Source organism: Pseudomonas sp. NPDC087814 (assembly GCF_044742865.1).
Taxonomy (GTDB): domain Bacteria; phylum Pseudomonadota; class Gammaproteobacteria; order Pseudomonadales; family Pseudomonadaceae; genus Aquipseudomonas.
This window is the reverse complement of the sequence record NZ_JBIUVK010000010.1, coordinates 124,912-144,985: the sequence shown is the minus strand read 5'-3', so window position 1 is coordinate 144,985 and position 20,074 is coordinate 124,912. Positions and strand designations below refer to the sequence as shown.

The 20,074-nt window shown below is 62.4% G+C and carries 18 protein-coding genes; 7 read left to right on the top strand and 11 right to left on the bottom strand.

Translation table 11 applies throughout. From position 1 onward, the window contains the following. The first annotated feature begins 8 nt into the window (after positions 1–8). Both ACIOMR_RS11240 and ACIOMR_RS11235 read left to right on the top strand, forming a co-directional pair. Positions 9–686: a heavy metal response regulator transcription factor gene (locus ACIOMR_RS11240; protein ID WP_003216255.1), complete on the top strand. Its 678-nt coding sequence runs from the start codon at positions 9–11 to the stop codon at positions 684–686. Beyond that, positions 676–2,040 carry a heavy metal sensor histidine kinase gene (locus ACIOMR_RS11235; RefSeq protein WP_003216256.1) on the top strand — a complete coding sequence of 455 codons (1,365 nt, stop codon included), beginning with the start codon at positions 676–678 and terminating at the stop codon, positions 2,038–2,040. The genes ACIOMR_RS11240 and ACIOMR_RS11235 overlap by 11 nt, the downstream gene beginning before the upstream one ends. Positions 2,041–2,052: 12 nt before the next feature. Here the strand turns inward: ACIOMR_RS11235 and ACIOMR_RS11230 are convergent, their stop codons facing one another. Next, entirely contained in the window at positions 2,053–3,021 is a 969-nt protein-coding gene (locus ACIOMR_RS11230; protein ID WP_003216257.1) for a LysR family transcriptional regulator, read from the bottom strand. Positions 3,022–3,203: 182 nt separating this feature from the next. On the opposite strand from ACIOMR_RS11230, the gene ACIOMR_RS11225 reads away from it, so the two are divergent. The 4 genes from ACIOMR_RS11225 to ACIOMR_RS11210 are packed head-to-tail and all read left to right on the top strand — an operon-like array spanning position 3,204 to position 7,970. After that, entirely contained in the window at positions 3,204–4,715 is a 1,512-nt protein-coding gene (locus tag ACIOMR_RS11225) for an efflux transporter outer membrane subunit (protein WP_401194084.1), read from the top strand. 10 nt (positions 4,716–4,725) lie between these two features. Next, positions 4,726–6,909, top strand: coding sequence for an FUSC family protein (locus ACIOMR_RS11220; RefSeq protein WP_003216260.1), 2,184 nt, complete (start codon positions 4,726–4,728; stop codon positions 6,907–6,909). Further along, positions 6,899–7,099 carry a DUF1656 domain-containing protein gene (locus ACIOMR_RS11215; protein ID WP_003216262.1) on the top strand — a complete coding sequence of 67 codons (201 nt, stop codon included), beginning with the start codon at positions 6,899–6,901 and terminating at the stop codon, positions 7,097–7,099. Before ACIOMR_RS11220 ends, ACIOMR_RS11215 begins: the two co-directional genes overlap by 11 nt. Before the next feature lie 10 nt (positions 7,100–7,109). Further along, positions 7,110–7,970, top strand: a complete 861-nt coding sequence (locus tag ACIOMR_RS11210) for an efflux RND transporter periplasmic adaptor subunit (protein ID WP_401194079.1) — start codon at positions 7,110–7,112, stop codon at positions 7,968–7,970. Positions 7,971–8,072: 102 nt separating this feature from the next. Here the strand turns inward: ACIOMR_RS11210 and ACIOMR_RS11205 are convergent, their stop codons facing one another. Next, the gene (locus ACIOMR_RS11205) at positions 8,073–8,471 is read right to left on the bottom strand and encodes a hypothetical protein (protein ID WP_008434185.1); all 399 of its coding nucleotides are present in this window, start codon (positions 8,469–8,471) and stop codon (positions 8,073–8,075) included. After that, positions 8,468–9,658, bottom strand: a complete 1,191-nt coding sequence (locus tag ACIOMR_RS11200; protein ID WP_401194075.1) for an MFS transporter — start codon at positions 9,656–9,658, stop codon at positions 8,468–8,470. Before ACIOMR_RS11200 ends, ACIOMR_RS11205 begins: the two co-directional genes overlap by 4 nt. A 111-nt stretch (positions 9,659–9,769) precedes the next feature. Between ACIOMR_RS11200 and ACIOMR_RS11195 the strand changes: the two genes are divergently transcribed. Further along, the gene (locus tag ACIOMR_RS11195) at positions 9,770–10,633 is read left to right on the top strand and encodes a LysR family transcriptional regulator (RefSeq protein ID WP_401194072.1); all 864 of its coding nucleotides are present in this window, start codon (positions 9,770–9,772) and stop codon (positions 10,631–10,633) included. Between the two features lie 164 nt (positions 10,634–10,797). Here ACIOMR_RS11195 and ACIOMR_RS11190 read toward each other — a convergent pair whose 3' ends face one another. From ACIOMR_RS11190 to ACIOMR_RS11155, 8 genes are all read right to left on the bottom strand, one after another. Beyond that, entirely contained in the window at positions 10,798–11,610 is an 813-nt protein-coding gene (locus ACIOMR_RS11190; protein ID WP_087692837.1) for an SDR family oxidoreductase, read from the bottom strand. Positions 11,611–11,630: 20 nt separating this feature from the next. Next, a complete protein-coding gene (locus ACIOMR_RS11185) occupies positions 11,631–12,095 on the bottom strand; it encodes a hypothetical protein (protein ID WP_003216273.1) in 465 nt (154 codons plus the stop codon). 154 nt (positions 12,096–12,249) lie between these two features. Then, complete coding sequence (locus ACIOMR_RS11180) at positions 12,250–13,701, bottom strand: mannose-1-phosphate guanylyltransferase/mannose-6-phosphate isomerase (RefSeq protein ID WP_003216275.1); 1,452 nt, start codon at positions 13,699–13,701, stop codon at positions 12,250–12,252. A 149-nt stretch (positions 13,702–13,850) separates the two neighbouring features. Further along, complete coding sequence (locus tag ACIOMR_RS11175) at positions 13,851–14,498, bottom strand: alginate O-acetyltransferase AlgF (RefSeq protein WP_008434181.1); 648 nt, start codon at positions 14,496–14,498, stop codon at positions 13,851–13,853. Positions 14,499–14,514: 16 nt separating this feature from the next. Next, positions 14,515–15,702: an alginate O-acetyltransferase gene (locus ACIOMR_RS11170; RefSeq protein ID WP_003216279.1), complete on the bottom strand. Its 1,188-nt coding sequence runs from the start codon at positions 15,700–15,702 to the stop codon at positions 14,515–14,517. An 11-nt stretch (positions 15,703–15,713) separates the two neighbouring features. Then, positions 15,714–17,279 (bottom strand): MBOAT family protein, encoded by a 1,566-nt coding sequence (locus ACIOMR_RS11165; protein WP_177080108.1) that lies wholly within the window; start codon positions 17,277–17,279, stop codon positions 15,714–15,716. 217 nt (positions 17,280–17,496) lie between these two features. Then, positions 17,497–18,606, bottom strand: coding sequence for a mannuronate-specific alginate lyase (locus tag ACIOMR_RS11160; RefSeq protein ID WP_008434173.1), 1,110 nt, complete (start codon positions 18,604–18,606; stop codon positions 17,497–17,499). A gap of 8 nt (positions 18,607–18,614) precedes the next feature. Continuing rightward, positions 18,615–20,063, bottom strand: a complete 1,449-nt coding sequence (locus ACIOMR_RS11155) for an alginate O-acetyltransferase (RefSeq protein ID WP_076014451.1) — start codon at positions 20,061–20,063, stop codon at positions 18,615–18,617. Between the last annotated feature and the right edge of the window lie 11 nt (positions 20,064–20,074).

Below are 20,074 nucleotides of genomic sequence, written 5' to 3'. Positions count from 1 at the left end.
AAAGGCTCATGCGTGTACTGATTATTGAAGACGAAGAAAAAACCGCCGACTACCTGCACCGCGGCCTGACGGAGCAAGGCTATACCGTCGACGTCGCCCGTGAAGGCGTCGAAGGGTTGCACCTGGCCCTGGAGAACGATTACGCGGTCATCGTGCTCGACGTGATGCTGCCCGGCCTGGATGGCTTTGGCGTATTGCGCGCGCTGCGGGCGCGCAAGCAGACGCCGGTGATCATGCTCACCGCCCGCGAGCGCGTGGAAGACCGTATTCGCGGCCTGCGCGAAGGCGCGGATGATTACCTCGGCAAGCCGTTCTCGTTCCTCGAACTGGTGGCGCGCCTGCAAGCCCTGACCCGTCGCAGTGGCGGGCATGAGCCGGTGCAGGTGACCATCGCCGACCTGTGGATCGACCTGATCAGCCGCAAGGCCAGTCGCAACGGCGTTCGCCTGGACCTGACCGCCAAGGAGTTCTCGCTGCTCAGCGTATTGGCCCGGCGCCAGGGTGAAATCCTGTCCAAAACCTCGATTGCGGAAATGGTCTGGGACATCAATTTCGACAGCGACGCCAATGTGGTGGAAGTAGCGATCAAACGCCTGCGGGCCAAGCTCGACGGACCGTTCGAACAGAAACTGCTGCACACCATCCGTGGCATGGGTTACGTGCTGGAGAACCGCAGTGTCGGCTAACTCCATCGCCCTGCGCCTGAGCGGCATGTTCACCCTGGTGGCGCTGCTGATCTTCCTGTTGATCGGCGGCGCGCTGTACCAGCAGGTGGACAAAGGCCTGGGCCTGCTGCCCGGGGCCGAGCTGGATGCGCGCTACAGCGTGCTGGAGTCTTCGGTCAATCGCTTCGGTACGCCGGACCATTGGGCGAAGATCACCGCCAAGCTCAAGTTGTTGGGAGAGGAAGACAAGCGCATTCGCTTCTGGGTGGTGAGCAGCGACCCGACCTACGAATACGGCAACCCGGACGCGCAGATTCGCGCCTTCGCCGCCGGCCCGACCGGCAAGCGCGACTTGCGCCTGCCGGGCCATGCCTACCCGTTCAAAGTATTGGTCAGCCAGTTTCCAGCCAAGGAGCAGCGCCCGCCGCTGCGTTTCCTGATCGCGGTCGACACCGAGAACTTCCGCGCCACCCAGCATCAACTGCTGGTGGCGCTGATCGGCCTGGCGTTTGTCGGCGTGCTGCTGGCCTCGCTGCTGGGGTTCTGGGTGGCGCGCATCGGTCTCAAGCCGCTGATCAAGCTCTCGGACGAGGCGCAGAAACTTGCACCGCCGAAACTCTCCGGGCGCCTGCAATTGTCGCCATTGCCGCCGGAGCTGAAGCAGTTCGTCAACTCCTTCAACTCGACCCTCGACCGGGTGGAGCAGGCCTATTCGCGCCTGGAGTCATTCAACGCCGATGTGGCCCATGAGCTGCGCTCGCCGCTGACCAACCTTATCGGCCAGACCCAGGTGGCGCTGACCCGTGGGCGTTCGGCCGAGCATTATTTCGAGGTGCTGCAATCGAACCTCGAAGAGCTGGAACGGCTGCGCTCGATCATCAATGACATGCTGTTCCTGGCCAGTGCAGACCAGGGCAGCAAGGCCACCAAGCTGATCACCAGTTCGCTGGCGGATGAAGTGGCGACCACCCTGGATTACCTGGACTTTATCCTCGAGGACGCCCAGGTGCAGGTGCGTGTGACCGGCGATGCCCAGGTGCAGATCGAGAAGGCGCACTTGCGCCGGGCGTTGATCAACCTGTTGAGCAATGCGGTGCAGCATACGGCGCCTGGCCAGGTGATCGAGGTGAAGATCGAAGTGCTGGAGGACCACGTGGCGATCGGGGTGACCAACCCGGGCGATGAGATTGCCAGCGAGCATCTGCCCCGGTTGTTCGAGCGGTTCTATCGGGTGGACGCGTCCCGCAGCAATAGCGGGGCGAATCACGGGTTGGGACTGGCGATCGTCAAGGCGATCGCGTTGATGCACGGCGGAGATGTGTTTGTGCGCAGCGAGGGCGGCGGCAACACCTTTGGCATTACGCTGCCGGTGTAGCGCCTGCCCCCCTCAGTTACTCAGTCGTACCCCGCCCAAACTGCCACTTAGCTCATAGGCCGCCAGTTCCGCCTGATGCGCGGCCATGATTTCCGGCAGGGAACTGCGCAGGTATTCCACCCACGTCTTGATCTTCGCATCCAGGTATTGGCGCGACGGGTAGATGGCGTACAGGTTGAGCTCCTGGGAGCGGTAGTTGGGCATCACCCGCACCAGGGTGCCGTTGCGCAGCCCTTCAATCGCCGCATACACCGGCAACAGGCCAACGCCCATGCCGCTGGTGATCGCGGTCTTCATCGCATCGGCCGAGTTCACCAGGAACGGTGAGCTGTTGATCGCCACACTTTCCTGGCCTTCCGGGCCATTGAACGACCATTTATCCAGCTGAATCACCGGGCTGACCAGGCGCAGGCACGCGTGGTTGAGCAGGTCGCTGGGCCGTTGCGCGCAGCCGTTGGCCTTGACGTAGGCCGGCGAGGCACAGGCGATGCTGTAAGTTATCCCCAGGCGCTGCGAGACAAACCCCGAATCCGGCAGCTCGCTGGCGAGCACGATGGACACGTCGTAACCCTCATCCAGCAGGTCCGGCACGCGGTTGGCCATGGTCAGGTCAAAGGTCACGTCCGGGTGGGTGCGGCGGTAGCGGGCAATCGCATCGATCACGAAGTGCTGGCCGATGCCGGTCATGGTGTGCACTTTCAGCTGCCCGGCGGGGCGGGCGTGGGCGTCGCTGGCTTCGGCCTCGGCTTCCTCGACGTACGCCAGGATCTGCTCGCAACGCAGCAAATAGCGCTTGCCGGCCTCGGTCAGGGCGATGCGGCGGGTGGTGCGGTTGAGCAAACGGGTTTGCAGATGGGCCTCAAGGTTGGAGACCGCGCGCGAGACGTTGGCAGTGGTGGTATCCAGCTGCACGGCGGCGGCGGTGAAGCTGCCGGCTTCGGCCACACAACTGAAGGCGCGCATGTTTTGCAAGGTGTCCATTAAGGTGCTCTCAGGGGAGATGGCAAATTGTGACACGAAGTTGCAGGATCCAGTGATCCCTACGAACGGATTATCGCCTGAACGGTAACAAAGATTCACAAGAATCCCACCTTATCGCCATCCGGCCCGCCCCTTAGAATTGCGCCACCTTCCCCGCAACACCCTCTCAGGAATTCGCAGCAGTGCCGCGTCGCATCAGCAGAGAGCTGAAGACTCTCAGTGTTTGGGCCTTATCGTTAGCAATCAGCGGCTGCATCGGAACCGGAGGAATTGCCCCTCAAGGCCAGTCACTCGTCGCCAATTCATTGGCCACCGACGAGGCGATCAAAAGCGCCGCTCAGGACGCCCACTGGCCCACCGCGCAATGGTGGCAAGCCTACGGCGACCCGCAACTCAACCACTGGATCGACCTCGCCGTGCAAGGCAGCCCGAGCATGGCCATGGCCGCTGCACGTGTGCGTGAAGCCCGGGCCATGGCCGGGATCGCCGAGTCGGCCGAGTCGTTGCAGGTCAATGGCGACGCCGCGCTCAAGCGCCATAACTGGCCGAGCGACCAATTCTACGGCCCAGGCGCGCTGGACAATTCCACCACCTGGGACAACAACGCGTCCCTGGGCTTGAGCTATGCCCTCGACCTCTGGGGCCGCGAAAGCAACGCCACCGAGCGCGCCGTGGACATGGCCCACATGAGCGCCGCCGAAGCGCGCCAGGCGCAGCTCGAATTGCAGAACAACGTGGTGCGCGCCTATATCCAGCTGTCGTTGCACTTCGCCCAGCGCGATATCGTGGCCGCCACCCTGGCCCAGCAACAACAGATTCTCGACCTGGCGCAAAAGCGTTTGAGTGGTGGGATCGGCACCCACTTCGAAGTCAGCCAGGCTGAGACGCCGCTTCCGGAAACCCATCGCCAGCTGGACGCCCTGGATGAACAGATCGCCCTGAGTCGCAACCAGTTGGCCGCGCTGGCGGGCAAAGGGCCGGGGGCGGGCGCGCAGTTGCAGCGGCCCACCTTGTCCCTGGCCGCGCCGCTGAAACTGCCGTCGAGCTTGCCCGCCGAACTGCTCGGCCAGCGCCCGGACGTGGTCGCCAGCCGCTGGCAAGTGGCGGCCCAGGCCCGTGGCATTGATGTGGCCCACGCCGGTTTCTACCCCAACGTCGACCTGGTGGGCAGCCTCGGCTACGTCGCCACCGGCGGCGGAATGCTGAGTTTCCTGACCGGCAAGAAACTCAACTACACCGCCGGCCCTGCCATCAGCCTGCCGATCTTCGACGGTGGCCGCCTGCGCTCGCAACTGGGTGAAGCCAGCGCCGGCTACGACATCGCCGTCGCGCACTACAACCAGACCCTGGTCAACGCGCTCAAGGGCATCAGCGACCAGTTGATCCGCCGCGAGTCGATGGACAAGCAGCAAGCCTTCGCCGCCGAATCCGTGGCTTCGGCGCAGAAGACCTATGACATCGCGATGATCGCCTACCAGCGCGGCCTCACCGACTACCTCAACGTGCTGAATGCCCAGAGCCTGTTGTTCCGCCAGCAGCAGGTGCAGCAGCAGGTCCAGGCTGCACGCCTGAGTGCCCACGCCGAACTGGTGACCGCGTTGGGCGGTGGCCTCGGTGCCGGCAGCGATGTGCCTCAGGACAGCCAGACCTTACCGAGCAAGACCCCGGCGGACCTCGCCGTGTTTGACCACTGAGTAGGATGCGATGACTCCCTTGCCTGCACCGCTGCGCTGGTTGCACTCGCTTGAGTGGCGCCGTGGTTTCTTCGATTGGGCACGCAGTGATGGCGTGACCTGGGTCTATATCTTCAAGGTGCTGATCGCGGCCTTCCTGACGCTGTGGCTGGCGATGCGTCTGGAATTGCCGCAACCGCGTACCGCGATGATCACCGTCTTTATCGTGATGCAACCGCAAAGCGGCCAGGTGTTCGCCAAGAGTTTCTACCGCTTCCTGGGCACCCTGGCGGGCTCGGCGGTGATGGTGTTCCTGATCGCGTTGTTTGCGCAGAACACTGAACTGTTCCTCGGTTCGCTGGCGATCTGGGTCGGCATCTGCACTGCTGGCGCGACCCGCAATCGCAACTTTCGCGCCTACGGTTTTGTGCTGGCCGGCTACACCGCGGCGATGGTTGGCTTGCCGGCCCTGGCCCATCCCGACGGCGCGTTTATGGCGGCGGTGTGGCGAGTCCTGGAAATCTCGTTGGGGATTGTCTGCTCCACGCTGGTCAGCGCCGCGATCCTGCCGCAAACCTCCAGCGCTGCGATGCGCAACGCCCTGTACCAGCGCTTCGGTGTGTTCGCGCTGTTCGTCACCGACGGCCTGCGCGGTCGCAGCGAGCGTGAAGGCTTTGAACGCAGCAACGTGCGCTTTATCGCCGAAGCCGTGGGCCTGGAAGGGCTGCGCAGCATCACCGTGTTCGAAGACCCGCACATGCGTCGGCGCAATGGCCGGCTGACGCGCTTGAACAGCGAGTTCATGGGCATCACCACGCGCTTCAACGCCTTGCACCAATTGCTCGAGCGCCTGCGCAGCCAGGAGGCCGATCACGTGGTGGCTGCGATCAAGCCGGGCCTGCAAGACCTGGCGGAACTGCTCGACGGTTTTTCCGGTCGTGCGCTCACCAGCCCCGATGCGGCGCGCCTGGCCAATCAGTTGAACGCCTACAAGGAAGGCCTGCCCGCCAAGGTGCGCAGCCTGCGCACCCGCTTCCAGGAAAGCGCCCCCAGCGACGCCGAACTGTTGGACTTTCACACCGCCTATGAGCTGCTGTACCGCTTCGTCGACGACTTGCACAACTACGCCCAGACCCACGCCTCCCTGGCGGATCACAGCCACGAGCGCGAACACTGGGACGAACCCTACACCCCAAAAACCAACTGGCTGGCCTGCGCCGCCTCGGGGATTCGCGCCTCGTTTATCCTGATCGTGCTCGGCAGTTACTGGGTGGCCACGGCCTGGCCCAGTGGCGCCACCATGACCCTGATCGCCGCGGCGACGGTGGGTTTGTCGGCCGCCACCCCCAACCCCAAGCGCATGGCCTTTCAAATGGCTTGCGGTACCTTGATCGGGGCGCTGGTGGGCTTTGTCGAAATGTTCTTCGTGTTCCCCTGGATCGACGGTTTCCCGTTGCTGTGCGTGATGCTCGCGCCGGTGATCATCTTCGGTTCGTTCCTGGCTTCGCGCCCGCAGTACGCGGGAGTCGGCGTCGGGTTGCTGATCTTCTTCAGCACCGGCTCGGTGCCGGACAACCTCACGATCTACAACCCCTACACCTTCATCAACGACTACATCGCCATGGTCATCGGCATGCTGGTGTGTGCGGCGGCGGGCGCGATCATCCTGCCGCCCAACAGCCGCTGGTTGTGGCGTCGGCTGGAGCAGGACTTGCGTGAGCAAGTGGTGTTCGCCATCAGCGGCAAACTCAAGGGCCTGGCGTCGGGTTTCGAAAGCCGTACCCGCGACCTGCTGCACCAGGCCTACGGCTTTGCCGCCGGGCAACCCCAGGTGCAACGCAACCTGCTGCGCTGGATGTTCGTGGTGCTGGAAGTCGGCCACGCGATCATCGAATTGCGCAAGGAACAGGCAATCCTGCCGGTGCACCCGGCGTATGCCGAGTCCCAGCCGTGGCGCCAGGCGATCCGGGTGATGGGCCGCTCGCTGGTGCGGCTGTTCCTGCAACCCAGCGCCAGCAACCTGGAGCGCAGCCTGGTCGCCGTGGACCACGCCATCAGCCGCGTGCAGGCCACCGACGAACCCTTCGCCCCGCACTTCGACACCTCGGCCCTGCGCCGGGTGAAAAGCTACCTGCACTTTATCCGCACCTCATTGCTGGACCCGCAATCACCCCTGGCTGCCCTCAAGCCCGAAGGACCCGCCCATGCCTCGTGAAATCGCCTTCCACGGCGTCTACATGCCCACCATGACCCTGATGTTTCTGATCGCGGCGGGCCTGGCCTGGGCCCTCGACCGATTCCTGGCCGGCTTTGACCTGTACCGTTTTTTCTGGCACCCGGCGCTGCTGCGCCTGAGCCTGTTCGCTTGCTTGTTCGGCGCCCTGGCGCTGACCGTCTACCGTTGAGAATGCCCCGATGAAAAAGTTTTTCAGCCTGCTCGCGACCTTGCTGGTACTGGCCCTGGCGATCTGTATTGGCCGCACGTTGTGGGTGCACTACATGGAAACTCCCTGGACCCGCGATGGCCGGGTGCGCGCCGACATCATCAACGTCGCCGCCGACGTCACCGGCGAAGTGGTCAACGTTCCGGTGCGTGACAACCAGTTGGTGAAAAAGGGCGACCTGCTGATGCAGATCGACCCTGAGCATTACCAGATTGCGGTCAAGCAGGCGCAATCCCTGGTGGCTTCCCGCAAGGCCACCTGGGAGATGCGCAAGGTCAACGCCCACCGCCGCGCCGACCTCGACGCCCTGGTGATCTCCAAGGAAAACCGCGACGACGCCAGTAACATCGCCGACTCGGCCCTGGCCGACTACCAACATGCCCTGGCCCAGCTTGAAGCGGCGCAACTGAACCTCAAGCGCACCCAGGTGGTGGCGGCGGTCGACGGCTACGTCACCAACCTCAACGTGCACCGCGGCGACTATGCACGCATCGGCGAGGCGAAGATGGCGGTGGTGGATATGAACTCGTTCTGGGTGTACGGCTTCTTCGAAGAAACCAAGCTGCCCCACGTCAAAGTCGGGGACAAGGCCGACATGCAGTTGATGAGCGGCGAAACCCTCAAGGGGCACGTGGAAAGCATTTCGCGCGGCATCTACGACCGGGACAACCCGGAGAGCCGCGAGTTGATCGCCGATGTGAACCCGACGTTCAACTGGGTGCGCCTGGCCCAGCGGGTGCCGGTGCGGATTCATATCGATGAAGTGCCGGAAGGTGTGCTGTTGGCGGCGGGGATCACCTGCACCGTGATCGTCAACCAAACACAGAACTGAATGTGGGAGCGGGCTTGCTCGCGAAGGCAGTGTGTCTGTCAACGAAAATATCGACTGATCCACCGCATTCGCGAGCAAGCCCGCTCCCACATTTTTACCGTGTCAGGCCTGTAGAAACGTCTCGTGCAAATGGCGCCACAGCAGGGCGCCACTGGCCTGTTTTTCAAACACCACGGTCGATCGCCGATCGGTTTGGGCACCGCTGCCATCCACCTGCTGTTCGCGATAACTTACCGTTGCGCCACGGGCGTGTCGGTCAATCCCGGCAAACTCGCTGAGGCTGATCCTGAACCCGGGCCGCTTGCCGCCAGCCTGGCTGAACAGCTGGTTGAGCAGTGCAAAATCCAGTTGTTTGCCCGCCGGGGTGATCATGGAAAAGTCCGGCGAAAAACGCCTCAGCAAAACCTCCAGTGTTCCCTCGGGGGCTGTGCCGGCAAACCATTGCTCGATCTCGACATGGGCCTGGATCACTTCATCAAAAAAATCGCGGTAGTCAATCATCGTGTGGGCTCGCTGGCAGGGTGAAGCAGTGTCCGTACCTTGGACGCATCCAGGCACAGTACGGCAAATAATGGAAACAGGGTCAACGCCGCGGCAATCGCGAAGGTGACGGTGAACGAGTCCAGCGCAGCCAGCACCCCACTGAGCACGGCGGCACCGAGGCAAAAACTCAATTGCCGATTGATGTTCCACAAGGCGCTGGCATGCCCCATGCGCTCGGCCGGAATGTCGAGAAAGGCCAGGGTTTGCGCGGTGCTGCTGCACAGGCTGCCACCCAGGCCCATCAGGAGGTAGGCGAGCACCACGACAACCGGGTGCGGCTCGATCAGCAACAGGATGCCGAGGGCTTGCAGCAGCATGCCCGCCAGCAGCAGCGGCCTCGGCCCGCAGCGATTGAACAGTTTTTTGCTCAAGGCAATCGCCAGCCCCGAGGCCAGCGCCCACGGCAGCATCAGCGCGCCGATGTGGCTGGCGGTAAAGCCGAGGCCGTGCAGATAAAGAATCGCCACCAGGCTGGTGCCGATAAACACCCCCGGGATGAACAGGTAAACCAGCATCGCGACCCGCAGCATCGGGCGGCGAGCCTGGCCCAATACGTGACCGAGCTCCAGCGCCGGGCGTGTGGACGCGGGCGTGTCTGCCACCAGCCAGCGCAAGGTCAACATCAAGGTGATCAGCGCCAGCGGCAGGTTGGCGAAAAAGATCCAGCGCCACGACACGCTGTCCACCACCAGGCCGCCCAATGCTGGCGACAACGCCGGAATCAGCAGCGCCACCAGCATGACCCTGGCTGTCAGTTGGCTGCGTTCTGCCGGCGGAAAATGCCGATAGGCCAAGGCTTGCCCCACCGGAATCAACAAGCCGCCACCCAAGCCCTGCAACAGGCGCCAGCCGATCAGCGCTTCAATCGAGGCGGCCTGGCCCACCAGCACCGAGGCTACGCCGAACAGCAACAGGCTGACGGCAATCAACCGGCGCTCACCCAGCAGCGCCGCCAGCCAAACACTCAGGGGAATGACGACGGTCAGGCCGAGCATGTAGGCGTTGCCGATCCATGCCAGTTGCGTGACCGAGGCGTGCAACTCGCGGGCGATGTCCGGGTAAGCGATGGTGGCGACAAACATGTTCACCAGGTCGAGGGCGAAGCCCAGTAGAAAGATCCAGGTGACTTTCGAGCGGTAGGTCATTGCGCGGTTCCTGCTGTGGATGGCGGCAGGGTAGGCGGGTGCGGGCACTTGGGAAACAGCGGTTTGACTGTTAGATTGTCAAAAATATTTTGACAAAGGAGCGCGTGGCATATGGTCAGCCTGGATCGTTTCGACACCTTCAAGGCCGTGGTCGAGGCCGGTTCGTTGACGGCAGCCGCGGATGTCCTCGGGCAGACGCGAGCGGTGGTGAGCTTCAACCTCAAGCGCCTGGAAGCCGAGCTGGGCGTGACCCTGCTGACCCGCAGTACTCGGCAACTGGCACTGACCGATGCGGGCGAACGCTTTTACCTGCGCTGCACGCGCATGCTGGAAGAAGCGCGCCTGGCGGTGGAAGAGGCCCGTTCGGAGCACAGCCAGCTCAAGGGCACATTGCGGATCACCACCACCGTCGAATACGGATTGGCGGTGGTGGTGCCGGCAGTGGAAACCTTTCGCGGCCTGCACCCGGAATTGAACATCCAGTTATCCACCTCCTCCAGCCACGCCGATCTGATCTCCGAGCGCTTCGATGTGGCTATTCGATTGGGGCGGATGCTCGACTCCAATCATCGGGCGGTGCAGCTGTCGAGCTACGAAATCCTCGCCGTGGCTGCACCGGGGTTTGCCGGGGTCGCCACGCTGGAAGAGCTGGAGCAACTGCCCAAGCTGGGGCACGGGCGGCTGACGGAGTTGACGGTGCTCGACCCGGCCGGCCATGAGCACCTGTACCGTCCAGGCCCCGGCAAGGCTTCACTGGTTGCCGACAGTGCCGCCATTCTCCAGGCGTTTGCCTTGCGCGGGCATGGCGTGGCGATCCTGCCCCAGTGGCTGGTGCAGGAAGACCTGGATGCGGGGCGTTTGGTGCGGTTGCTGCCGGGGTATCGATTTGCGCCGCAGGGGGTGTACGCGTTGTACCCGGATACCCGGCATTTGCCCCTGAAAGTGCGGGCCTTCATTGATTTCATGAAAGGCTGATCAGCCGAGAAACCGTGTGGCGAGGGAGCTTGCTCCCGCTGGGGGGGGGCGAAGCGCCCCTGAAAAGGTCAGCGCATTCTTTCAGGAAACTTGGGCGGATGGTTTTGGGGCTGCTGCGCAGCCCAGCGGGAGCAAGCTCCCTCGCCACGGGGAGGCGGGGGCTCTTAGAGCTGGCCGCTCAGGCCAAAGCGCTTTTTCAAGACAGTCTCCAGCAAGCCCTTGGGCAGCAACGCCGCCATCAATGGCAGTGCCCGGCAACCATTACCCGAGCGCAACAGGCGCGGCGGCGTGCCCTGTTGCACGGCCTTGAGCACGTCCGCGGCAAAATCGCGAGCGGGCGTAGGCCGATCCTGGGAAGCCTTGGCCCGGGCGCGGATGCTTTCGCGCAGTGGCCACCAGGGCGACTTTTCATTGATCAACAGTTCGGCCTGGGTGCCGGCGTTTTTTGCAAAACTTGTATCGATGGCGCCTGGCTGCACTTCCATCACCCGCACGTCAAACGGTGCGAGCTCCATGCGCAACGCATCACTCAAGGCATGCACTGCGGCTTTCGAGGCGCAATACGCACCGGCGAACGGTGTGACCAACACGCCGGACACGCTGCCGATATTCACCACCAACCCTTTACGGCGACGCAGGGCCGGGAACAGCGCCTGAGTCACGCCGACCACTGAGAATACGTTGGTCTCGAATTGCTGCTGCATCGCCTGGGTGCCGCCGTCGAGCAACGGGCCCATGGCGCCATAGCCGGCGTTGTTGATCAGCACATCCAGCTCGCCGACCTGCCCGGCCAACTGCGCCAGTGCAGCGCTGTCGTTGACGTCCAGTTGCACCGCGTTAAAGCCGGCGCTGGCGAGTGCCGCCACATCCTCGCTGCGCCGGGCGCTGGCCCACACGTCAAAGCCGGCTTGCTTGAAGGCGTCCGCCAGGGCACGGCCAATGCCACTGGAGCACCCGGTGATCAGTACGTTGGGCATGGATCAGTCCTTTGTCGTTATCAGTCAGAGAAGCTGCCTTGCAAATGCTCGGCACGAAATTCCAGGGTTTGCGGGCGGTAGCCGGGGCGCAGCGGCGGCACTGGCAGGCAGTCTTCCCAGGTGGCGCCGGCCTGCAGTTCGCCGGGGCCGCGATAGCGCGGGGCAGCGTACACGTTGTCTGCCAGGTTGACCGTATCGCCCGGCGCATACGCGGCGATGCGCCAACGCAGTTCGGTCAGCGGTACGTTGTTGCCGTTGTTCAAGGTGAGCTTGAGCGGGCGGTCTGCCGGGCATTCTTTCGGCGCGTAGACGGTACGCAGTTCCAGGCGTGCCAATTGCTGGGCCTCGCGGTTGTCCAGCCACACCACCCATACCGCCACCAGGCCCAGGCCGACGGCGGCCGCGAGGGAAACCGGCAACGCCCTGGCGGGGTAGCGCAGCAAGAGGATCAGCCAGGTGATAATCAGCAAGACACCAAAGAACATGGCAACAACCTCGAAAACGGAACGGGCATCCTAACCAAGCGTAGGTGGAGTTGACCATCTTCGGGTTCCCCGGCCCCAAAGAAAAAGCCCCCGGCCCACCGGCTGCGGATAGGGGACGCAGTCGGTGGGGCGGGGGCTTGTTGTGCTGCTCTGTTTACTGCGCGATGGTTTTCACCGACACGCCACGCTCGATTGGCGTGGATCGACCGTAGATATCTTCAAAGCGCTCGATATCGTCTTCACCCAGGTAGCTGCCGGACTGCACCTCGATAATCTCCAATGGAATCTTGCCCGGGTTACGCAAACGGTGCACCGAGGCAATCGGGATGTAGGTGGACTGGTTTTCGGTGAGCAGGAACACGTTCTCGTCACAGGTGACTTCGGCGGTGCCGCTGACCACGATCCAGTGTTCGGCGCGGTGGTGGTGCATCTGCAACGACAGGCACGCGCCCGGTTTCACCGAGATGTGCTTGACCTGGAAGCGCCCGCCCATATCCACCGAGTCGTACGAGCCCCATGGACGGTACACCTCGCAGTGGTTCTGGGTTTCGCTGCGGCCCTGCTCGTTGAGGGTGTTGACCATCTGCTTGACGCCCTGGACCTTGTCCTTGTGGGCAATCATCATCGCGTCCTTGGTTTCCACCACCACGATGTTTTCCAGGCCAATCACCGACACCAGCTTGCCGTTGCCGTGGATCATGCAGTTCTTGCTGTCCTGGATCACCACGTCGCCCTTGCTGACGTTACCGTTGGCGTCTTTTTCATTCACGTCCCACAGCGATGCCCAGCAACCCACGTCGCTCCAGCCGGCAGTCAACGGCACCACGCAGGCCAGTTGGGTTTTTTCCATCACGGCGTAGTCGATGGAGTTGTCCGGGCAGCAGGCGAAGGTGGATTCGTCGATGTCGATGGTGTCGGCGGTTTGGTTGCTGCGTTCCAGGGTCAGCAGGCAGGTGTCGTAAATATCCGGGTCGTGTTTTTTCAGCTCTTCGAGGAAGCGGCTGGCACGGAACAGGAACATGCCGCTGTTCCAGAAATAACCACCGCTCTTGACGAATTCGGCGGCGCGTTTTTCATCGGGTTTTTCCACGAACTGTTGCACGCGGCTGACGCCTTCGGGCAGCAGCGAATCGTTGGTCGACTTGATATAGCCGTAGCCGGTCTCCGGACGGGTGGCCGGCACACCGAACAGCACCATTTCGCCACGCTCAGCCGCCACAGTGGCCAGGGCCAGGGCGCGTTGCAGGGCTTTCTGGTCATCCAGCACGTGGTCGGCGGGCAGCACCAGCATCAGTTCGTCGCGGCCTTCGTTGACCAGCATCATCGCCGTCAGGGCCACGGCCGGCGCGGTATTGCGGCCGAACGGCTCCATCAGGATGCGCTGGGTTTCCAGTTTGCGGGCAGCCAGTTGCTCGTTGACGATAAAGCGGTGGTCCTTGTTGCACACCACGATGGGCGCGTCCATGCCGTCGAACACCAGGCGCTCCAGGGTTTGCTGGAACAAGGTGTGCTCGCCGGTCAGGGCCAGGAACTGCTTGGGAAACTGTTTACGCGAAAGCGGCCAAAGACGTGAGCCGCTACCACCGGAAAGGATTACTGGGATCATGGTGTTTCTCCTTGAATCAAATTTGGTTAGAGCCTGTGGGAGCCGGGCTTGCCCGCGATGGCATCACCTCGGTGTACCTGATACACCGAGTTGTCCGCATCGCAGGCAAGCCAGCTCCCACAGGGGGCAGCGTCAATCTGAAAATCTAATCAGCGGGTCGACACAGGGCGTTTCACCCACACTGGCGACAGGTTGGCGCCGGTGCCGGTGACGTACAGCACTGCGGCCTCACCGCGTTCCAGAGCTACCGGCTTCACGTCGCCGACTTTTTTATCGCCTTCATACAGCGCCAGGCTGACCTTCACCGGGTTGATCTCGCGCTCGCCACGGCCCTTGGCGGCCACGGCCTGGACCACGTCGGTCTTGCCATCGGCGGTTTTCAGGGTCAGCGACTTGTCACTGAGGTTCTGCACGCGCACCAGGGATTTCTGCTTGTTCTTGAACGGCGGTTCTTCGATCAGTTGCGGTTGGCCGCTGCCGCTGCTGACCAGGGTGTAGTAGTGGTCGGCGGCGAGCTTGACCGGCAGGGTCTGGCTGCCGACCTTGGCGCTGTAGTCACCGCCCGGCATGAAGCTGAAGTCACTGCTGGCCAGCGGTGCAACCTCGTTGAGGTTGGTGCTGCCGACGGTGGCGCTGACTTCCTGGTTGCTGGCGTTGTACACCCGCACAAAGCTCGAGCCTTTTGGCGCGACGGGACCGTAGAGGGCGGCGTCGCCACCGGCGAAGGCGGACATCGAAACAACGCTCATGCCGGCGACGAGGGCAAAAGTTTTTGCGAGGTTAGTAGTGAAAGTCATGTGAGTTACCTCTCTTTCAGTTTTGCGCCCGGTCGGGCGTCTCGGAGTTCATGTTTTTAACGGTGGGGGTGTTGATAGCCATGTTCTGTTGGCGCATACCGGCTTGTTTGAGCTGCGCAACCCACTGCGGGTCGGCATCGCCGATTTCGTTGTTCACAGGCAGATAACGCTCGGGAAACTCCCAGATCAGCACCTGTGGCGGGCTGTTCTTGAAGTCGTCGCTTTTCAGGTAGCTGAGCATCGGCAGGATCGGGCCGTGGCCGTCTTCGGAGTAGTTGATGACGTCGCTGCCCAGGGCTTGCTTCAGCGCGCCGACAAAGTTCCAGTTCGGGTTGGCGCTGTAGCTGGTGCCCACCAGTGCCACCGGGGTTTCACTGTCGGTGAACAGCGCATCGTCGCCCTTGGTTTCAGCCAGGTGCGTCACGCGTTTTTGCAGCGGCTCCTTGGGCGGCATCAGGTTTTCGAACAGCGGGTCCAGCGGCAGGAACAGGCGCAGGTCGCCCTTGTGTGGCTCGGTCTTCTCGGCTTCGGTGACAAAGCGTTGAGGCTCGCCGCTCAGGGGCGTTTTGTTGGCAATTGTCTTGGCCAATTCTTTGGCCGCCACTTCAGCGCCGTCCGGGGTCCAGTGGGTGTCGGTGCGCAGGAACACTTGCTGGCCGTGCAGCTTGGCCTGTTGCAGCGGGCCCATCAGGTCAGGGGCGACGATCTTGTCGGCGGCCATGCGGGCATGGAAGTCCTGGTACAGACCGGCGCGGATGCTCGCCGGCTGCACTTCACCCACGTGTTCCGGGTACAGCCGCACCTTGGCTGGCACGATCGCCATCACCAGTTGGATACCCTGGGCCTTGAGCTTCTGGCGCACGCCTTCCACCAAGGCGTAGTTGCCTTGCAGGTTCTGGTCTTCGTTGACGATGGGGTTGAATTCCTCGTCGCTGTACAACCAGTGGTCGCGGCCAATTACCACGCCAGGGCGGCCTTCGTTGAACAGCTTGTAGTCCAGCGCTGCCCAGAGGTTGGTGCCCAGGCGCTTGATCGGGAACTGGTCGTCGTAGTGGGTCTCGACGGCCTTGGTCCAGCGGCCGTTGAGCACGGTGGCGTCGGCGTTGGTGCTGAAGCCCAGGAAACTGCGCATCGACCAGGCGCCCAACGCCAGCAGCACGGCGAGGAACAAGGCGATGTAGAGGACGCGTAATGAACGGGTCATGGTCGGCTCCCTCAGAACTGGAAGTAAAGGAACGGCGAGAAGCTCTGCGCCGAAAGTTTGAGAATCGACGCCACGAACAGCAGCAGTACTGCGGCGCGCATGGCGTAGCGTGGCCAGGTGGCGCTCCAGTAGGCCGGTTGCACGGTGGCCTCGGTGCCCACGGTGTAGCCGGGCTCATGGATGCTGCCCGGGTTGTCGCCCGGTACGGCCTTGATCAAGCCCGGTTGCGCAGTCGCCGGGCCATCGGCCTGGGTGTTGACCGCAGGCTTGGTTTTTTCCGGTGGGCGGTTGTTGTAGAAGTCCCGCAGGCCGAAAAACGCCAGGGTTGCGTACGCCACCACCAGGGTTGCCACTTGCAGGCCGGTGAGGCTGGCGCGGTTGAGTTCCGACAGCGACCACTCGCCGAAGCTGAACATCGCGCCGTACATACGGCCGGCGACGTGCAGGTTTTCCGAGCGGAAGATCACCCAGCCCATCACCACCAGCAGGAAGGTGAAGGCCCAGCGCACAACGTTGAAACTGCGCGGTGCGGTGTTGAGGCCGATGGCTTTTTCAATCGCCAGCCACATGCCGTGCCAGGCGCCCCACACGATGTAGGTGATGTTCGCACCGTGCCACAGGCCACCGAGGAGCATGGTCAGGAACAGGTTGCGGTAGGTGGTCAGCGTGCCTTTACGGTTGCCGCCCAGGGTGATGTACAGGTAGTCACGCAGCCAGGTGGACAGGCTGATATGCCAGCGCCGCCAGAACTCGGTGATCGACTGGCTGATGTACGGCTGCTTGAAGTTTTCCATGAAGCGAAAACCCATCATCAAGCCCAGGCCGATGGCCATGTCGCTGTAGCCGGAGAAGTCGAAGTACAGCTGCGCGGTGTACGCCAGTGCGCCGAGCCAGGCGTCACCCGTCGTAGGGTTTTGCAGGGCGAAGCAATGATCGGCGACCACCGCCAGGGTGTCGGCGATAAACACCTTCTTGATGAAACCCTGCATGAACCGCGTGCAGCCCTCGGAGAATTTATCGAGGGTGTGGGTGCGGTTGTTGAACTGGTCGGCCAGGTCGCGAAAGCGCAACACCGGGCCGGCAATCAGGTGCGGGAAGATCGCCACGAACGCCGCAAAGTCGATCAGGTTGCGGGTGGCCGGGGTGTCGCCGCGGTACACGTCGATGATGTAGCTGATGGACTCGAAGATGTAGAACGAGATCCCGATCGGCAACAGCACGTGGGTGAGGATGAAGGGTTCCAGGCCGGCCGACTTCATCATCAGGTTGATGCTGTCGACACCGAAGTTGGCGTACTTGAAGTAGCCGAGGATGCACAGATCGACCGCCACGCCCAGCAGCAGCCAGCGCTGGGCCGGCTTGGTGCGCACGCCTGCCGCACCGACCTTGAGGCCGATCCAGTAGTTCCACAGCGTCACGGCGGCGAACAGCGCCAGGAAGTCCACTCGCCACCAGGCGTAGAACACATAACTGGCAACCAGCAGCAGCAGATTGCGATAGCGTTGCCCGCTCAGGTAGTACAAGCCGAGGAAGATCGGCAAGAACAGGAACAGGAACACATTGGACGAGAAAACCATCCCGATCTCTCCATGTTTAACCAACAGTCAAGGGCCAACGGCCCCCCCAAACCCCCCACCGAAAACGGAGAGGGGCGGTATTACATTCCCACTGACGAAACCGGCTCAAAATGTGGGAGCGGGCTTGCTCGCGAATGCGGTGTGTCATTCAACACAGAGGGCGACTGACACAGCGCCTTCGCGAGCAAGCCCGCTCCCACATTTGAAGTGCGTTTCGTCAGCTGCCTTTGTTGCCTTTCTCATGCGCCGGGTCGTAGACCTTGGTCAGGTCACCCCCCAGGCGGAATGTCTTGAACGGCTGCATGCCGTGCTTGCGCTCGATCACATCCGGGGCGCAGGTGTAGAGGGTGCAGAAGGGCTCAAGCCAGGCAAATTTCATGTCTTCCTTGAGGTCCTTCATGTCCTGTTCCTTGCCGTTCTTCTGCTCGAAGATCTCCGGGTCTTTCACCCCGGCCAGCACCTTGTCACCCAGGCGTTTCAACGCGCCGTTGTTTTCCTGGCGCAGGTCCACACCGTTCACCAGGGCAAAACTGGCGATCATCGCCAGCGGCGGCAGGGCGTAGTTGTGGTACGAAAGGGCCCGTTGCTGACGCTTCAATTCGTTCGGCAGGAAGCCTTGGGCATCCACCTGGTTGGCGCCGACCTTGTATTCCTTCACGGCCCAGTCAAACAGGTCGCGGCGGTTCACGGCGACGGAGGTCGCCATCACCGACCAGGCAGCCCAGTAGGAGTGGTTGTTGGTTTTATCCAGCGGCAGGTTGTCCCAGTCGCTCACCACCTGGTCGGCCATTTTGCTGAACCAGGCTTCGATCAACTGCGACTCCTGCTGGTGGTTGGCCAGCGGATGAGAGTCGGAGAACTTCAGGCGCACATAGGCCGACGCCATGCTGCCCAGTGCCCATTTGCGCATGGACTTGCCGGTGTGGTTGAAGTCCTTGGACATCAATGCATCGGCCTTGGCCCAGCTCGTGAGCCAGTTCAGCGTGCATTCCAACTGCTCCGGACGGCCGTCGCGCATGAATTGCATCACACGCTTGCTGGTGTCTTTTTCCAGCTTGGTGATGTCGGCGGTGCTGTCGCGAAAGGCTTTTTCGGACTGCACATTCAGGGTGGAACGAGCCTTGTCCGAACCTTCGTACTTGCTGCGAAATTGCAGCGAGCCGGTGTACGGCGCCGGCATGGCGTCGCAGTCATTCTTGAAGTCGCCGGTCTTGAATGCTTCCACTGGGGCGAAATAACCCTGGGGCGGACGCAGTGGTGCGGCGGCGTTGACTTGGCCGGCAAACATCGCCAGGCCCAGCAGCGTTGGAATCAATAACTTCTGCATAAGTAACCTCATTGCCCCGTTGAAGCAGTCTGTTGACCACCGGCGGGGAATACGTTGCGTGTGCAAATTTTCGCTTCGACTTTCTGCGCGGCCTGGCCCGCTTCAGGGCCCTGCACTTCCACGGCCAGCAGGTTTTGCGTGGCCCAGTCTTCATCGGTACGCAGTTCAAAGGCGAAACGCCCGTCTGTATCGGATGTTTCGGGTTTCTCGATCTTGATGTCCTCGTGGCGCCCGTTCATGTACCAGAGGGTGGCTTGCAGGGTTTTCACCGATGGGTCGGCGAAGCGGATGTCGACCTGGTGACTGCTGTTGCGCAGGTCTTTGTTCGAACTGTTCACCAGCAATTCGTTCTTGCCGGGTTTCAGCGTGGTGCTGGCGCTCATCTGGGCGGTCTTGCCTTCACAGCCGTTGTCCAGCAGCGACATCATCTGGCGGTAGATGGTCTCCTGGTCCAGGCGATACAGCGGCGAGAATTCCCAGATCAGGATCTTCGGCGGGGTCTTCTGGAATTCTTCGCTGCCCAGGTACTGGATCATCGAGCCTTCCAGGCCACCACCGGGGAAGGCGACGTTAAGGATGTCGGCACCGATTTCCTGTTCCAGGAAGCCGGCGAAATTGTAGTTCTTGCCACTGTGGCTGGTACCCACGAGGGTGATCTGCGGGTTGCCGGAATCACCGAACAGGTCGCCGTCTGCCGCTTCGCCCTTGGGCTCGGTGGTGAACTGGTCCATGTACTGGATCGCGTAGCTGGTTCCGCACAGTTGCCCGGCCATGTTGTGCAGGGTGCCGGTCTTGCCCATGCGTCCGGACCGTTTGGTCTCGAATTCGCGCTGCGGGATGCCGGCAAATTCAGGCATCGCCCGCACTTTCGCACCGACGATTTTGGCGGTGCGCTGGGCGCCGTATGGCGTCCAGTGTTGGTCGCCGCGGAAGTAGAAATCGTGGGCCGGCAACTCGTCCGGCAGTTGCTCGTTGGTCAGCGGCGACAGGTCCGGTACGACGTAGCCCATCTTGGCGAAGCGCCCGAGCATGGTCTTGTAATTGCCCAGGGCCTTGTCGAAATCGAACCTGGCTTTCTCTTCAGGGTTGAGCTTGTTGCGGTTCACCAAGCCACGGGTCGGCTGGTAGACCACCACCAGTTCCACGCCCTTGCTCTTGAACGCATCGTGCAGCTGCTGCATGCGTTTGTAGCCGGCGGGGCTGGTGTCGAATTCGGTGCGCAGGTCTTCCTGGGTCCGGAACAGCCAGTCGCCCTGGGCTTGCACCAGGGTGGTGAAGTTCTGCTGGTAGCGGGTGGTGTAGTTCTTCGCGTCGTGGGCGGCCGGGCACAGGCTGCAGCACGGTTCGGCGGTGAAGGTTGGCGCCTTGATTTCGTCGGCGCGCACGCCCTGGCTGGCCGCGAGCAGGCCGAGGGTCAAACCCGAAAGGCTGAGCAGTTTGATCATGTGTGGGTGCATAAAGGTCATCC

Excerpts from the sequence above, each read along its gene's own strand:
- ACIOMR_RS11240 (WP_003216255.1), top strand. The coding sequence starts at position 9 with ATGCGTGTACTGATTATTGAAGACGAAGAAAAAACCGCCGACTACCTG.
- ACIOMR_RS11230 (WP_003216257.1), bottom strand. The coding sequence starts at position 3,021 with ATGGACACCTTGCAAAACATGCGCGCCTTCAGTTGTGTGGCCGAAGCC.
- ACIOMR_RS11220 (WP_003216260.1), top strand. The coding sequence starts at position 4,726 with ATGACTCCCTTGCCTGCACCGCTGCGCTGGTTGCACTCGCTTGAGTGG.
- ACIOMR_RS11215 (WP_003216262.1), top strand. The coding sequence starts at position 6,899 with ATGCCTCGTGAAATCGCCTTCCACGGCGTCTACATGCCCACCATGACC.
- ACIOMR_RS11210 (WP_401194079.1), top strand. The coding sequence starts at position 7,110 with ATGAAAAAGTTTTTCAGCCTGCTCGCGACCTTGCTGGTACTGGCCCTG.
- ACIOMR_RS11205 (WP_008434185.1), bottom strand. The coding sequence starts at position 8,471 with ATGATTGACTACCGCGATTTTTTTGATGAAGTGATCCAGGCCCATGTC.
- ACIOMR_RS11200 (WP_401194075.1), bottom strand. The coding sequence starts at position 9,658 with ATGACCTACCGCTCGAAAGTCACCTGGATCTTTCTACTGGGCTTCGCC.
- ACIOMR_RS11195 (WP_401194072.1), top strand. The coding sequence starts at position 9,770 with ATGGTCAGCCTGGATCGTTTCGACACCTTCAAGGCCGTGGTCGAGGCC.
- ACIOMR_RS11190 (WP_087692837.1), bottom strand. The coding sequence starts at position 11,610 with ATGCCCAACGTACTGATCACCGGGTGCTCCAGTGGCATTGGCCGTGCC.
- ACIOMR_RS11185 (WP_003216273.1), bottom strand. The coding sequence starts at position 12,095 with ATGTTCTTTGGTGTCTTGCTGATTATCACCTGGCTGATCCTCTTGCTG.
- ACIOMR_RS11180 (WP_003216275.1), bottom strand. The coding sequence starts at position 13,701 with ATGATCCCAGTAATCCTTTCCGGTGGTAGCGGCTCACGTCTTTGGCCG.
- ACIOMR_RS11175 (WP_008434181.1), bottom strand. The coding sequence starts at position 14,498 with ATGACTTTCACTACTAACCTCGCAAAAACTTTTGCCCTCGTCGCCGGC.
- ACIOMR_RS11170 (WP_003216279.1), bottom strand. The coding sequence starts at position 15,702 with ATGACCCGTTCATTACGCGTCCTCTACATCGCCTTGTTCCTCGCCGTG.
- ACIOMR_RS11165 (WP_177080108.1), bottom strand. The coding sequence starts at position 17,279 with ATGGTTTTCTCGTCCAATGTGTTCCTGTTCCTGTTCTTGCCGATCTTC.
- ACIOMR_RS11160 (WP_008434173.1), bottom strand. The coding sequence starts at position 18,606 with ATGCAGAAGTTATTGATTCCAACGCTGCTGGGCCTGGCGATGTTTGCC.
- ACIOMR_RS11155 (WP_076014451.1), bottom strand. The coding sequence starts at position 20,063 with ATGCACCCACACATGATCAAACTGCTCAGCCTTTCGGGTTTGACCCTC.